The 14,444-nt window shown below is 70.9% G+C and carries 13 protein-coding genes; 4 read left to right on the top strand and 9 right to left on the bottom strand.

Annotation, left to right across the window (positions count from 1 at the left end; translation table 11 throughout):
* The first annotated feature begins 14 nt into the window (after positions 1-14).
* The 3 genes from rng to tldD are packed head-to-tail and all read left to right on the top strand — an operon-like array spanning position 15 to position 6,788.
* Positions 15-1,478: a ribonuclease G gene (gene rng, locus SCI24_RS05885; protein ID WP_318724493.1), complete on the top strand. Its 1,464-nt coding sequence runs from the start codon at positions 15-17 to the stop codon at positions 1,476-1,478.
* 4 nt (positions 1,479-1,482) lie between these two features.
* Positions 1,483-5,337: a YhdP family protein gene (locus SCI24_RS05890; RefSeq protein WP_318724494.1), complete on the top strand. Its 3,855-nt coding sequence runs from the start codon at positions 1,483-1,485 to the stop codon at positions 5,335-5,337.
* The gene (gene tldD, locus SCI24_RS05895) at positions 5,334-6,788 is read left to right on the top strand and encodes a metalloprotease TldD (protein WP_318724495.1); all 1,455 of its coding nucleotides are present in this window, start codon (positions 5,334-5,336) and stop codon (positions 6,786-6,788) included. Before SCI24_RS05890 ends, tldD begins: the two co-directional genes overlap by 4 nt.
* Before the next feature lie 187 nt (positions 6,789-6,975).
* Here tldD and yjgA read toward each other — a convergent pair whose 3' ends face one another.
* Positions 6,976-7,482 (bottom strand): ribosome biogenesis factor YjgA, encoded by a 507-nt coding sequence (gene yjgA, locus SCI24_RS05900; protein WP_318724496.1) that lies wholly within the window; start codon positions 7,480-7,482, stop codon positions 6,976-6,978.
* A 120-nt stretch (positions 7,483-7,602) separates the two neighbouring features.
* Here yjgA and pmbA point away from each other — a divergent pair, with 120 nt between their 5' ends.
* Positions 7,603-8,943, top strand: coding sequence for a metalloprotease PmbA (gene pmbA / locus SCI24_RS05905; RefSeq protein WP_318724497.1), 1,341 nt, complete (start codon positions 7,603-7,605; stop codon positions 8,941-8,943).
* Between the two features lie 3 nt (positions 8,944-8,946).
* Here pmbA and SCI24_RS05910 read toward each other — a convergent pair whose 3' ends face one another.
* From SCI24_RS05910 to lptC, 8 genes are all read right to left on the bottom strand, one after another.
* A complete protein-coding gene (locus SCI24_RS05910; protein WP_318724498.1) occupies positions 8,947-9,216 on the bottom strand; it encodes an HPr family phosphocarrier protein in 270 nt (89 codons plus the stop codon).
* Positions 9,217-9,220: 4 nt separating this feature from the next.
* Positions 9,221-10,141 (bottom strand): RNase adapter RapZ, encoded by a 921-nt coding sequence (gene rapZ / locus SCI24_RS05915; RefSeq protein ID WP_318724499.1) that lies wholly within the window; start codon positions 10,139-10,141, stop codon positions 9,221-9,223.
* A gap of 48 nt (positions 10,142-10,189) precedes the next feature.
* Entirely contained in the window at positions 10,190-10,675 is a 486-nt protein-coding gene (gene ptsN, locus SCI24_RS05920; RefSeq protein WP_318724500.1) for a PTS IIA-like nitrogen regulatory protein PtsN, read from the bottom strand.
* A gap of 6 nt (positions 10,676-10,681) precedes the next feature.
* Positions 10,682-10,990, bottom strand: a complete 309-nt coding sequence (gene hpf, locus SCI24_RS05925) for a ribosome hibernation-promoting factor, HPF/YfiA family (protein WP_250061520.1) — start codon at positions 10,988-10,990, stop codon at positions 10,682-10,684.
* A 170-nt stretch (positions 10,991-11,160) separates the two neighbouring features.
* Positions 11,161-12,585, bottom strand: coding sequence for an RNA polymerase factor sigma-54 (locus SCI24_RS05930; protein ID WP_318724501.1), 1,425 nt, complete (start codon positions 12,583-12,585; stop codon positions 11,161-11,163).
* A gap of 142 nt (positions 12,586-12,727) precedes the next feature.
* Positions 12,728-13,453, bottom strand: a complete 726-nt coding sequence (lptB, locus tag SCI24_RS05935; RefSeq protein WP_318724502.1) for an LPS export ABC transporter ATP-binding protein — start codon at positions 13,451-13,453, stop codon at positions 12,728-12,730.
* A complete protein-coding gene (gene lptA / locus SCI24_RS05940) occupies positions 13,453-13,983 on the bottom strand; it encodes a lipopolysaccharide transport periplasmic protein LptA (protein WP_318724503.1) in 531 nt (176 codons plus the stop codon). Before lptA ends, lptB begins: the two co-directional genes overlap by 1 nt.
* Positions 13,980-14,444, bottom strand: a 465-nt coding sequence (gene lptC / locus SCI24_RS05945; protein ID WP_318724504.1) for an LPS export ABC transporter periplasmic protein LptC, incomplete at its 5' end; no start/stop codon positions are given. The genes lptC and lptA, both read right to left, overlap by 4 nt.

Consider the following 14,444-nt stretch of genomic DNA (forward strand, 5'->3'; position numbering starts at 1 on the left):
ACAAGGATTTCCGCATGAGCGGTGAAGTACTCATCAACCTGACGCCGATGGAAACCCGCGTCGCCGTGGTGGAGAACGGCGTGCTGCAGGAGGCCTTCATCGAGCGGGCCCGGCGTCGGGGCATCGTCGGCAACATCTACAAGGGCAAGGTGGTACGCGTGCTGCCGGGCATGCAGGCCGCCTTCGTCGACATCGGCCTGGACCGTGCCGCCTTCATTCACGCCCACGAGGTGATGCCCCCCGGCACCCCGGCCGACGAGCAGGTCTCCATTGCCCAGTTGCTCCACGAGGGCCAGGCCCTGGTGGTGCAGGTGACCAAGGACCCGATCGGCTCCAAGGGGGCGCGGCTGACCACCCACCTCTCGGTGCCCTCGCGCTACCTGGTCTACATGCCCGATTCGCCCCACCACGGGGTCTCCCAGCGCATCGAGGACGAGATGGAGCGCGAGCGCCTGCGCGGGCTGGTGGAGGCCGCCGGGAACGAGCAGCAGCTGGAGGTGACCGGCGGCTTCATCGTGCGCACCGCCGCCGAGGGCGTCGGCGTCGAGGAACTCGCCGCCGACATGCACTTCCTGCTGCGCCTGTGGCGGCGGGTCAGCGAGCGCAAGGTGACCGCGCCGGCCCCCAGCGTGGTCTACGACGACCTGCCGCTGTTCATGCGCACCCTGCGCGACGTCATGCGCGACGACATCGAGAAGGTGCGCATCGACTCCCGGGAGAACTACGTCAAGCTGATCGAGTTCGCCCAGGAGTTCATGCCCGCGGCGGTGGAGCGCATCGAGCACTATGCCGGCGAGCGGCCGATCTTCGACCTGTTCAGCGTCGAGGACGAGATCCAGAAGGCGCTGGGGCGCAAGGTGCAGCTCAAGTCGGGCGGGTATCTGGTCATCGATCCCACCGAGGCGATGACCACCATCGACGTCAACACCGGCGGCTACGTGGGCCATCGCAACCTCGAGGAGACGATCTTCAAGACCAACCTCGAGGCCGCCACCGCCATCGCCCGCCAGCTGCGGCTGCGCAATCTCGGCGGCATCATCATCATCGACTTCATCGACATGGACGACCCGGAGCACCAGCGCCAGGTGTTGCGCATGCTTGAGAAGTCGCTGGAGCGCGACCATGCCAAGACCAAGTGCACCGGCGTCACCGAGCTGGGCCTCGTCCAGCTGACCCGCAAGCGCACCCGGGAGAGCCTCGAGCAGACGCTGTGCGAGCCCTGTCCGACCTGCGCGGGTCGCGGTACCCTCAAGACCCCGGAGTCGGTCTGCTACGAGATCTTCCGCGAGATCCTGCGCGAGGATCGGGCCTACAGCGCCGAGACCTATGCCGTGCTGGCCTCCCAGGCGGTGGTGGATCGCCTGCTCGACGAGGAGTCCGCCGCGGTGGCCGACCTGGAGGAGTTCATCGGCAAGCCGATCCGCTTCCAGGTGGAGACCCACTACTCACAGGAGCAGTACGACATCGTGCTGATGTGAGCCCATGTCCTTGACCCGCCTGGTCGCTCGCTGGCTGTTGACCCTGGTGGCGCTGCTGCTGGCGCTGCTGGCGGTGCTGACCTTGGTCCTGCGCCTGCTGCCGGTGCTGCTCGAGACGCAGGCCCCGCGGCTGGAGCGCCTGCTCTCCGCGCGCTTCAATGCGGTGGTGGAGGTGGACGCGCTGACGGCCGGCCTGCAGCGCTACGACCCGCACCTGGCCATCGACGACCTGCAGATCCGCTCCCGGGAAGGGCTTGGGCATGTCCCGCTGCTCGAGGTGCAGCAGGCCGAGCTGCGCCTGGACAGCCTCGCCAGCCTGGCCGCCGGCGTCCCCCTGGTGGCCGATGCCCGGGTGCAGGGCGTGACCGTGCACCTCTACCAGGACGAGGCCGGGCGCTGGCACTGGCCGGCCCCCGCGGAGCTTCCCCCCGAGCTGGTCCCCGAGACCGCCTTCGACCTCGAGCGCCTCGACTTCTGGGTCGGCATGCTGCTGCGCCAGAGCGCCTGGGTCGAGGAGGTCAGCCTGGTGCTGCATGGCCGCAAGGAGCGTGCCGTGCTCAAGGCGCCCCGCCTGGTGATGACGGGGGATGCGCGGCGTACCCACCTGGAGGGCGAGGTGCTGGTGGAGGGGCAGCGCGAGCAGGCCATCCGGGCGGTGATGGAACTGGTCCCCGGGCCGTCCGGGCTGCGCGACTTCAGCGCGGCCCTGCAGGCCGAGATGCGGCTCGACAGCCTGCTGGGGCTCTCCGAGGTGCTGGGCTATGGCGATGCCCTGCGCCTGGAGGCCGCCAGCGGCGAGGCGCGCCTGTGGGGCCGCTGGCATGCCGGCCGGCTGGCCGACCTGCGACTCGACGTCGATGCCCCGCTGCTGGCCCTTGCCCAGCCCGAGTCCGCCACCGACGAGGCGTCGCCACCGGCCATCGTGCTCAACCGGGTCTCGGCCCGTGGCCAGTGGCTGCGCGAGGGGTCGGGCTGGCAGGCCTGGCTCGAGGGCGATGCGCGCAGTGCCGACTGGGCCCGACCCGAGGAGGATGGCGAGGCGACGGCCACGGGGCCGGCCGTGCCTCGCTACTGGCATGCCCGCAGCCGTGACGATGGCTGGTGGCTCAACACCAGTGAGTTCGACCTCGGGGCCCTGGCCGCCTGGCGCGACCGGCTGCCGCTGCCGGAAGCCCTGACGCGGGTCATCGACAGCCTCGACCCGCGCGGCCAGGTCACCGGCCTGGGGCTGGGCCGCGAGGGCGGCGACTGGGTCGCCCGGGCCTCGGCCGCCGAGGTGGCGGTGTCCCCCTGGGAGCATGCCCCCGGAGGCGGCCCCCTGGATGTCTGGGTGACTTCCCGGGACCTCAGGGGCCACGTCGAGTTCGCCGGGCGCGACACCACGCTGCACTTTCCACGGGTGTTCGGGCCGCCCATGGCGCTCTCCCGGGCCAGCGGCGTGATCGACTGGGCCTACGATGGCCCGCGCAGCTTCGTCAGCGGGCGCGAGCTCGAGGTCGAGTGGAACGGGGCCCGGGTCGAGGGTGGCTTCGGGCTCTCGGTGGGCGGTGGGCAGCGCGGCGGCTTAGGTCTCCAGCTCGACCTGCACGACGTGGACGCCATCGAGACCCCCTTGGTCGACTGGCTTCCGATAGGCGTACTGGGGCCGGAGCTCACCGACTGGCTGGTCGACGGGGTCGCCGGCCGCGTGCCCGAAGGCTCGCTGCGCCTCCATGTGCCCCTGAGTCGTGAGGGGGTTAAGGTCGAGCCGGCCCTGCAGCTGGCCCTGGCGGTGGAGGAGGGGCGCCTTTCCTTCGCGCCCGGCTGGCCGGCCCTCGAGGGGGTCGGCGGGCGACTCCAGATGGCCGACGGGACCCTGACGGCGGAGGTGGACCCCGCCGAGAGCCTGGGGGTCGAGGCACGCGGCGGCGAGGTCCGTCTGGTGGACGAGCGACTCGCGGTGAGCGGCGAGCTCGAGGCCTCCGCCGAAGCGCTGCGCCGCTACCTGCTGGCGCTGCCCGTGGAGGGCATGGCGGCAGTGGAGGCGTGGCAGGGCGAGGGCCGGGCCTCCGGTACCCTGGACCTGGCCCTGGCCCTGGGCGAGCCCGGCTCCCTGGAACTGGACATCGCCACCGAGGCGGACTTCCCGAGGCTCGTCCACGCCCCCCTGGAACTGGTCTTCCGTGACCTCCAGGGCCCGCTCGCCTGGCGCCAGCGCGGCGAGGAGGGCGGCCTGGAGGGGCGCCTGGCCGGGCGACTGCTGGGCGGGCCCGTGAGCAGCGAGATCGACACCCTGGCCGGCGGGCTCGACCTCGCCGGCACGGCCGGGGCACAGGCCATCGCCGAGTGGAGCGGCATGCCGGGCCTCGGCGGCCTGCTGGAGGGCCAGCTGCCCTGGCAGGGGCGCCTGGCGCTCGGCGAAGCGGGCGCCTCGCTGCGCCTCGACAGTGGCCTGGAGGGGCTGGCCATCGCCCTGCCAGAGCCGCTTGGCAAGCGGCGTGAGGCACGCCTGCCCCTGCAGCTGACCTTCGACCTGACCGGGGGGCGCCTCGATGGCCGCCTGGGCGACCGGCTGGGCCTGCGCTGGCGCGAGCTTGACGGTGGCGCCTCCGGGCAGGGGCAGGCATGGCTGGGGCGCCGGCCGGACGCCTGGCCCCGTGAGCCCGGCTGGCGCGTCGACGCCTACCAGCCACGCCTGCCGGTGGCCGACTGGGCCCGGGCCCTGTCGCCGCTGGTCGCCCGGGGCGGCCGCGAACAGGGGAGCCGTGGCGCGCCGGCGGCGCTCTCCTCGCTTTCCATCCGCACCGACTGCCTGCAGGTGCAGTCACGCTGCCTGGGGTCGCTGGTCGTGCAGGGCGGGACCCGTGGCGGGGGCTGGGAGCTGGACCTGGACGGCAGCCTGGCCAGCGGCCGCCTGTCGTATCGACCCGCCCTCGAAGCCCCCCTGGATATCGCGCTGGAACGGCTGGCGCTGGACGCCCTGGTGCCGCCGGCGAGCGGCAGCGGCCAGCTGCTGGACGAGCTCGATGTCCCGCCCGATGCGACCCCGCTGCCGGAGGATCTCGACGCCTTGCCCGATGGGCGGCTGCGGATCGCAGAGATCGCCTGGCAAGGGCAGCGACTCGGCCCCTTCAACGGGCGCTGGCGCGCCTCGGCCGGCCGGCTGGTGGTCGATCCCCTGGGCCTGACGCTGGGGGAGATCAGTGCCCATGGCAACCTGGTGTGGGAGGCGAGCGGGGCCGGCGACAGCCTGACCCGGGCTCGGCTCGATCTGGACGGCCGGGACCTGGGCACCGCCCTGGCGGCGCTGGGCCAGCCGGTGGCGGTGCGCAGTGCCGAGACCCGGGTAACGAGCCAGCTGGCCTGGCCCGGGGCGCCCTGGCAGTTCGCCCTGGCCCGCTCCCGGGGCAGTCTCGAGGTGGCGCTGCGCGATGGGCGCTTCGTCAACATCGAGTCCCCCTCGGCGCGGGTCGTGGGCCTGCTCAACGTCGACAACCTGCTGCGCAGGCTGCGGCTCGACTTCTCCGACGTCACCGGCCAGGGGACCGCCTTCGATCGTGTCACCGGTGCCGCTACCCTGTATGGTGGAGTGCTGGAAACCCGCGGTCCGGTGGAGATCGAGGGGCCGGCGACCCGCTTCACCCTGGACGGCAGCGTCGACCTGGCGCGTCGGGAACTCGACCAGCGCCTGGCCGTCACAGTGCCGGTGAGCAGCAACCTGCCGCTGGCGGCGGTACTGGCCGGCGCCCCGGTGGTCGGCGGTGCCCTGTTCCTCGCCGACAAGCTGTTCGGAGAAGCCATCGACCGCGTGACCCGAATCCACTACCGCGTGCAGGGCCCCTGGACCTCACCGCGGATCTCACTGGAAAGTGCCGAATGACATCACAGACTCACGCCATGCTCGACGAGGCCAGCGCTATCCTGCTGACGCCGGGCGGCCTCGACCTCGCGGCCCTGGATGACGGGCTCGGCCACGCCATGGGCCCGGGCATCGACTATGCCGACCTCTACTTCCAGCGCAGCTGGCACGAGGGCTGGGTACTCGAGGACGGCGAGGTCAAGGAGGCCAGCTACAACATCGACGGCGGCGTCGGGGTGCGCGCCCTGGCCGGCGAGAAGACCGGTTTCGCCTACTCCAACCAGATCACTGGCGATGCCCTGGCCGAGACCGGTCGCACCGCCGCCGGCATCGTGCGCCGCGGCGAGCGGCTGGCGGTGGCGCCGGGCGTGGCGATGGCGAGCCAGGCCCGCTACGCCGGGGTCGACCCGCTCACCGGCCTCACCGCCGAGGAGAAGATCGCCATGCTCAAGCTCGCCGACCGGGTCGCCCGGGCGGCGGACCCCTCGGTGGCCCAGGTCAGCGCCTCGCTCACCGGGGTCCACGAGGTGGTGCTGGTGCGCGCCAGCGACGGCACCCTGGCGGCGGACATCCGCCCGCTGGTGCGCTTCAACGTCAGCGTGATCGCGGTGCGCAACGGGCGCCGCGAGCGGGGCAGCGCCGGCGGTGGCGGTCGCTACGCCATGTCGCGGCTGCGTGACGAGAACGTCGCCGAGCGCTACGCCAAGGAGGCGGTGAGGCAGGCACTGGTCAACCTGGAGGCCGTGGACGCGCCTGCCGGCCAGATGCCGGTGGTGCTGGGGCCGGGCTGGCCGGGCATCCTGCTCCACGAGGCGGTGGGCCATGGCCTGGAAGGCGACTTCAATCGCAAGGGCAGCTCGGCCTTCGCCGGTCGGATGGGCGAGCGGGTCGCCTCGCCCGGCGTCACCGTGGTCGACGATGCCACCCTCGCCGACCGGCGCGGCTCGCTCTCCGTCGACGACGAGGGAACCCCGGGACAGAGCACCACCCTGATCGAGGACGGCATCCTGACCGGCTACATGCAGGACAAGCTCAATGCCCGGTTGATGGGCATGGCGCCCACCGGCAACGCGCGGCGCGAGTCCTTCGCCCACCTGCCGATGCCGCGCATGACCAATACCTACATGCGCGCCGGCAGCGACGACCCGGCGGACATCCTGAAGAGCGTGAAACGAGGCCTCTATGCGGTGAGCTTCGGCGGCGGCCAGGTGGACATCACCTCCGGCAAGTTCGTCTTCTCGGCAAGCGAGGCCTACCTGATCGAGGACGGCCGGATCACCGCGCCGGTGAAGGGGGCAACCCTGATCGGCAACGGCCCCGAGGCCATGGGCCGGGTCTCGATGATCGGCCACGACATGGAACTCGATACCGGCATCGGCGTCTGTGGCAAGGAGGGGCAGGGCGTACCGGTGGGCGTGGGCCAGCCGACGCTGAAGCTCGACGAGCTGACCGTGGGCGGCACGGCATCCTGAGTGAACGTGCCTGCGCTCGCCCATACGGCGTTGGCGCTCGGCTCGCCATGCTCATTTAGGGCCCCTAAACTCCGCTGGCTCGCCGATCGCCGCCGGTGACCCACAGGGATGTGGGAAATGCGTAGGCCCGTAGGGAACGGGTCTAGCCCTGGCCTTCGCTCGGCGACGTTCCGCGAGTGGGGGAGGCTTACAGTCCAGCGGTATCGCGAATCAGCCGGAACAGCCGACGGGCGTTGGTCGGGGGCTTGCCCTGCTCCCGCTCGCGGCGGGCATTGCGGATCAGCTGGCGCAGGGCCTGGCGGTCGACCGCGGGGAACTCCTCGACGAAGGCCTCCACGGCCGTGTCGCCCTGGGCCACCAGCCGGTCGCGCCATGCCTCCAGGCGGTGGAAGGCATGGTCACGGCGCAGCGTCTCGTTCTCGATCTCATCGAACACCGCCTGGATGCCGTCGAGGTCCTCGCCGCGCATCAGCTTGCCGACGTACTGCATGTGGCGCCGGCGGGCCTCGCGGGCCTTGATGCGCCCCGTCTCCTCGATGGCCCTCAGCAGGTCATCGGAGAGCGGGAAGCGGGCACGCTGGGCATCGCTCATGGCGATGATCTGCTCGCCGAGCTGCTGCAGGGCCTGCATCTCGCGCTTGAGCTGGGACTTGCTGGGCCGCTCGTCGGCCGGGGAGAGGTCTTCCTGGGTCATGCCGGTTCCACTTCCGTCGGGATCGAATTGCGCGACAGTATATCAGCCCGCGGCACGGGGCTGGACAATGCACCATCGACAGGGCCGGCCCGACGGCCGGCCGAGTGAGGAGAGACGTTCATGACACAGGCTTTCGATGCCGCCGCGCAGCAGGCCCTGCTGGAGAGTCGCGCCCGGATGGCCCTGGAGCTGGCTCGTCAACTGGGGGCCGATGCCTGCGAGGTGGGCGCCAGCGTCGACCAGGGCGTCGGCGTCAGCGTCCGCGAGGGCGAGGTGGAGACGGTCGAGCTGTCCCGCGACCAGGGGATCGCCGTGACCGTCTATGTGGGACAGCGCAAGGGCAGTGCCTCCTCCAGCGACGCCGGCGAGGCTTCGGTGCGCGCCGTGGTCGAGAAGGCCCTGGCGATCGCCCGCCACACCGGCGAGGATCCGGCCTCGGGCCTTGCCGATGCGCGCCTCATGGCCACCGAGCTGCCGGATCTCGATGTCCACCATCCCTGGCCGCTGACCATCGACGAGGCCACCGACCTGGCGCTGCGCTGCGAGTCGGCCGGTCGGAGCATGGCAGGCATCAGGAGCTCCGATGGCGCCAGCCTCTCCAGCGGCGAGGGGGTGCGCGTCTACGCCAACAGCCACGGCTTCCTGGGCAGCCAGTGCGGCAGCCGCCACTCGCTCTCCTGCATGCTGATCGCCGAGGACGAGAACGGCATGCAGCGCGACTACGACTACACCAGCGCCCGTGCGCCCCGCGACTTGGCCGCCGCCGAGGCGGTTGGCGAGAGTGCCGCCCGGCGTACCCTGCGGCGCCTGGGGGCCCGGCGACCGGCCACCGGGCGGATGCCGGTGCTCTTCGACCCGACCCTCGCTAGCGGCCTGGTTGGCCACCTGATGGGGGCGATCGCCGGCGGCGCCCTCTATCGCCAGGCCTCCTTCCTGTGCGATCGGCTGGATACCCCCCTCTTTCCCGAGTGGTTCAGCCTCGGCGAGCGGCCCATGGCGGTCGGCGCCATGGCGAGCTCGCCGTTCGACGGCGACGGGGTGCAGACCCGCGACAATGTCTTCGTGCGCGATGGCCGCCTGGCCAGCTACATGCTCTCGGCCTACAGTGCCCGGCGGCTGGGCCTCGAGACCACCGGCAACGCCGGCGGGGCGCGCAACCTGCGCATCACCGCGCCGCTGGAGAGTCGCGAGGCGTTGCTCGCCCGCATGGGCCGCGGCGTGCTGGTCACCGAGCTGATGGGACAGGGGGTCAACGGCGTGACCGGCGACTACTCCCGTGGCGCCGCCGGCTTCTGGGTCGAGGACGGCGAGATCCGGCACCCGGTGGAGGAGTTCACCATCGCGGGGAACCTGGAGACGATGTTCCAGGGCCTGGTCGGTGTCGGGGATGATACCGATACCCGCGGCAGCATCCATACCGGCAGCTGGCTGGTCGACGAGATGATGGTGGGCGGCAGCTGAGCGTCAGCCGTCCTCGTCGAAGCGGGCCTCGAAGAGCGCGGTGATCGCCTCGATGGCCGCCTCGGCATCCTCCCCCTCGGTGCAGACCTCGAGCTCGGTGCCGCAGGGGGCGGCCAGGATCAGCAGCGACATGATGTTGCCGGCGTCGGCCTGCTGGTCACCGCGGCACACCGTGACCCGGGCGTCGAAGGGCTGGCAGCACTGCACCAGCTTGGTGGCGGCGCGGGCATGCAGGCCGCGACGGTTGGTCAGGGTCAGCTTGCGACTCGGCACGCGTTCAGGTTCCTTCCTGGGCGGGATTTTCCGCGGCCATCTCCTGGCCGGCGGGGAGGGTGATCTGCACCCCCAGTTCACGATGGCGCAGCCGCACCCCGTCCTGCCGACTCGCCAGCCGGTCGGCCAGGCGCTCGGCCAGGTAGACCGAGCGGTGCTGGCCGCCGGTGCAGCCGATGGCCACGGTCAGGTAGCTGCGCTGGCTGGCCCGATAGTGCGGCAGCCAGCGCTCCACCCAGGCGAGGATGTCGTCGAGCATCTCGCCGACGATCGGGTAGCCGTCGAGGAAGGCGATGATGCTGGGGTCGCGTCCCGTGGCATCGCGCAGCGCCGGATCCCAGTAGGGGTTGGGCAGGCAGCGCGCATCGAAGACGATGTCTGCGTCCAGCGGGACGCCGCGCTTGAAGCCGAAGGACTCCACGGTCAGGGTCATCCGCTCGGCCCGGTGGCCGGCGACCTGGTCGGTGATGCGCCCGCGCAGCTCGTGCACCGAGAGGCGCGTGGTGTCGATCACCAGGTCGGCGAGGTCGCGGATCTCGGAGAGGGACTGCTCCTCGGTATCGATCGCCTCGGCGAGGGTCATGTCGCTGCCGCGCGTCAGGGGATGCCGGCGTCGGGTCTGGGAATAGCGCTCGAGGAGAATGCGCGCATCGGTGGTCAGGTAGACCACCTGGCAGTCGACCTGGCGGCCACGCAGTTCCTCCAGCAGCTCGGGAAAGCGCTCGAGGGCGGCGGGCAGGTTGCGGGCATCGATGCTGACGGCGATCGAGGAGCGCAGCGAGCGGTCATCCTGCAGTTCATCGACCAGCGGGCCGAGCAGCATGGCCGGCAGGTTGTCGATGGCGTAGTAGCCCAGGTCTTCCAGCGCCTGCAGCGCGATCGACTTGCCGGAGCCTGACCGGCCACTGATGATCACAAGCTGCATGCGGGTCTCCTGGTCGTGGGGTGGCCGGGCAGGCCCGAGTCGGGAGGGTCAGCCTCCCTGGCCGCCGGCCGGGGCCTGTCGTCGGATCGCCTCGGTGAGGCGCTCATGGAGTTCGCGCTGGCTGGTGCTGTGGCGCAGCCGAGCACGGGTATCGGCATCGTTCATCACGCCGGCCACCTGGCCGAGCAGGGCCAGGTGGGCCTCGTCGGCTTCCTCAGGCACCAGCAGCACGAACACCAGGTCCACCGGCTCGCCATCGATGGCGTCGAAGTCCACCGGCTCGGCCAGCTTGAGGAAGCCGGCGATGGGGGCCTTGCAGTGAGGGTTGCGGGCATGGGGAATGGCGACCCCATTGCCGATGCCGGTGCTGCCCAGCCGCTCGCGTCCGATCAGCCGGCTGAAGACCTCCTGGCTGTCGAGGCTGGGGGTGTTCTGGGCGATGAAGGTGCTGAAGAACTCCAGCACCCGTTTCTTGCTCCCCCCGGGCACATCGAAGAGGGTGCGCTCAGGGGGCAGGATGGCGTCCAGTGTCATGACGGATCAGCGGGCGCCGGCGCCCTGGGCGCGGGCCTGGGCCTTTTCCTTGTGCTTGACCAGCTGGCGGTCGAGCTTGTCGGCCAGGGCATCGATGGCGGCGTACATGTCATTCTCCATGGCCTCGGCATGGAGGTCGGCACCGGCAGCATGCAGGGTGCAGGCCGCCTGCTGGCGCTCCTTCTCCACGGAGAGGGTGACCTGCACGTTGGTGATGTTGTCGTAATGGCGCTCGACGCGGGCGAGCTTCTCTTGCACATAGTCACGCAGGGCGTCGGTCAGTTCCACATGATGGCCGGTGATATTGACTTGCATGACACGCTCCTTGCTCTTTCGGGTTATGGGTCGATTGTAACCCTTTTTGCTGCCCTGCATACCCCCTCGGTCGAGGGGATATGCAGGGCGCATGACCGGCGTCATTTCAACCGCTTGCGTCCGCGAGAGAGGAGCAAGTCCGGCGGCTGCGGAAGCGCCAGCGGTGGGCGTCAACGCAGCCGCTTGCGCTCGCTGGAGGAGGGGATGCCCATCGCCTCGCGGTACTTCGCGACCGTGCGCCGCGCGACGCCGATGCCGGCCTCGTCGAGCAGGGCGACCAGCTTGCTGTCGGAGAGCGGCTTGCGCGGGGGCTCGTCCTGGATCAGCTTGCGGATGCGCGCCCGGATGGCGGTGCTGGAGTGGGCATCCCCCTCGCCGCTGCCGCCCCCCACCTGGCTGGAGAAGAAGTACTTGAGCTCGAACATCCCGCGCGGGGTGTGGATGAACTTCTGGGTGGTGACCCGCGAGATGGTCGACTCGTGCATCTCTACCACCTGGGCGATGTCGGCCAGGATCAGCGGTTTCATCGCCTCCTCGCCGTGCTCCAGGAAGTCGAGCTGGCGCACCATGATCTCCCGGCCCACCCGCAGCAGGGTGTCGTTGCGACTGGAGAGGCTCTTCATCAGCCAGCGAGCCTCCTGCAGGTGGTCCTTGAGGAACTGGTTGTCCTCGCTCTTGTCGGCCCGCCGGATCAGGGCGGCATAGTCGGGCTGGATGCGCAGCCGCGGCATGGCCTCCGGGTTGAGCTCCACCTGCCAGCCATCGCGAGTATGGCGGGCGATGAGGTCGGGGATGACATAGGCGCCATCGCTGTCGGTGAAGCCGCTGCCGGGGCGGGGGTCCAGGGAGCGCACCAGCGCGATCACCGTGTCCAGGGCGTCGTCGTCGAGGCCGAGCCGGCGCTTGAGCAGGCGGCGGTCGTCGCCGGCGAGCGCCTCGAGGAACTGGCGGACCAGGCGGCGCGCCTGGGGCAGCAGCGGGGTGTCGTCGGGCAGGGTGGCCAGCTGCAGCATCAGGCACTCGCGCAGGTCGCGGGCGAAGACCCCGGTGGGCTCGAACTGCTGCAGGCGCAGCAGCACCTGCTCGACCTCGCGGGTCTTGAGACCCTCGAGGCCCTGGGCCCTGAGGCCGTCACGGAGCTCCTCCAGGGGCTGGGTCAGGTAGCCGTCGCCGTTGACGCCATCGATCAGGCTCTCGGCGATGCGCTGCTGGCGCTCGTCCAGGTCGGTCATGGCGAGCTGCCAGGCCAGGTGGCCCTGGAGGCTCTGGCCCGTGGCCTGGCGCTCGAAGTCCGGCCCCTCGCCGCTGCCGCCGGCGGGCGCGGTACCCAGGTCCTGGTAGGTGTCGGACCAGTCGCTGTCGGTACTGAGCTGGTCGGGGATCTCGCTGGCCCACTCCTCGTCGGGGGCCTCGCTCACCGCCTGCTCGCCGAAGTCGTCCTCGACCTCGAGCATCGGGTTGGACTCCAGCGCCTGCTGGATCTCCTGGCGCAGGTCCAGGGTCGAGAGCTGCAGCAGGGCGATGGCCTGCTGCAGTTGCGGGGTCATGGTCAGCTGGGTGCCGACGCGCAGTTGCAGGGACGCCTTCATGGCCATGAGAGGAGTGCCCTCGACTTGCCGAAAACCCCAACCCTAGCCGCTGGTCGGGGACCTTGCAAGCGCAAAAACTGCAATAATCGTGCCATGCGCAATCTTCATGCCGTCGCGGAATAACGACAGACATATCAGGTGATTGCGGTCAGAGGCGGAAGTCCTCGCCGAGGTAGACCTCGCGTACCCGCTGGTTGGCGAGGATCGCCTCGGCATCGCCCTCGGCGATGATGCGCCCGTCGCCGACGATATAGGCGGTGTCGCAGATGTCGAGGGTCTCGCGGACGTTGTGGTCGGTGATCAGCACCCCGATGTCGCGGGCCTTGAGCTGGCGGATGATGCCCTTGATCTCGCCCACCGAGATGGGGTCGACCCCGGCGAAGGGCTCGTCGAGGAGGATGAAGGCGGGTTCCGTGGCCAGCGCCCGGGCGATCTCCACCCGGCGCCGCTCGCCCCCGGAGAGGCTCATGCCGAGGTTGTCGCGGATATGCGTCACGTGGAAGTCCTCGAGCAGCTGCTCGAGCCATGCGCGGCGCCCGGCGCGGTCGAGGTCCCTGCGGGTCTCGAGGATCGCCATGATGTTGTCGGCGACCGACAGCTTGCGGAAGATCGAGGCCTCCTGGGGCAGGTAGCCGATGCCGGCCCGTGCCCGCTCGTGCATGGCCGCCGTGGAGAGGTCGAGGTCGTCGATATGGACCTCCCCGGCGTCGGCCCGCACCAGCCCCACGATCATGTAGAACGAGGTGGTCTTGCCGGCGCCGTTGGGGCCGAGCAGCCCGACGATCCGGCCCTGCTCGATGGAGAGGCTGATGTCCTGCACCACCCGGCGGCGCTTGTAGCTCTTGGCCAGATGGAGGGCGCTCAGGGTCTTCATCACTGGCCGTCCTGCTGCTCGGGTTCCAGGGTCATGCGTACGCGCTGACGCTCCTCGACGCCCTCGGCATCCGAACGGGCCTGGACCACGCGACGGTCGAGGAAGTACTCCAGGTAGCCGCCGTCGAAGGTGTCGCCGCCCTGGTGCAGCTCGGCGCGGTCGATCAGCTCGATGCGACGCTCGGCGACATGGTAGACGATGGTGCGCCCCCAGCCGCGGACCAGGGGCTCGTCCGGGGCGGGCTTCTGCTCGATGTAGGCGCGCTCGCCGGTGGCGGTGGCGCGGGTCAGCTGGCCCTGGTCGTTGCGCCGGATCTCCACCCGGGCGCCGGTCAGCTGCATGCTGCCCTGGCGGATGTCCACGTCGCCGGTGTAGACGGCGGTGCCGGCACGGTCGTCGAGGTCGAGACGGTCGGCCTCGACCTCGATCGGGGCGCTGGCGTCGCCCTCCAGGGCCAGGGCCGGGGCGCTGCCCAGCAGCAGGCCGATGACGCCGAGGGTCAGCAGGGGGGCGAAGGGGGGGCGCGTCATGACTCGGGCTCCTCGCGGGTGTCGGGCGGATGGTGGCCGCGCACATTGTCGGTCAGCCGGGCGCGGTTGTCATGGATCCAGGCGTCGAAGCGCTCGCCGCGCATCCGCTGGGGCGGCTGGCGCAGCAGGGCAGGGGTGTCGCTCCAGGCATGGCCGCTGTCGGCGTCGAAGTGGAGCACCTCGGTATCGAGCTGCCAGCGCTCGGCGGGGGCCAGGAGTCGTGCGTCCCCGGTGAGGGTCAGCGGGTTGCCGCCCGCCCCCAGCATGCCGCGCTCGCCGCTGGCCAGCCAGACCCGCTGCGAGTCGTCCAGCAGGCGTCCCTGCGGCTTCTCCAGCCGGGTGACGTCGTCATGCGGGGTGTGGGTCAGGCGCGGCGTGTCGAGCCGCTGGTGGGGGCGCCCCCCGGCATCGAAGCGGGTCAGCCGGGCGTCCTCCAGGTAGTAGTCCGGCTCGCCGGCCTC

Origin of the sequence: Halomonas sp. (genome assembly GCF_033549285.1) — a bacterium.
Lineage (GTDB): Bacteria > Pseudomonadota > Gammaproteobacteria > Pseudomonadales > Halomonadaceae > Halomonas.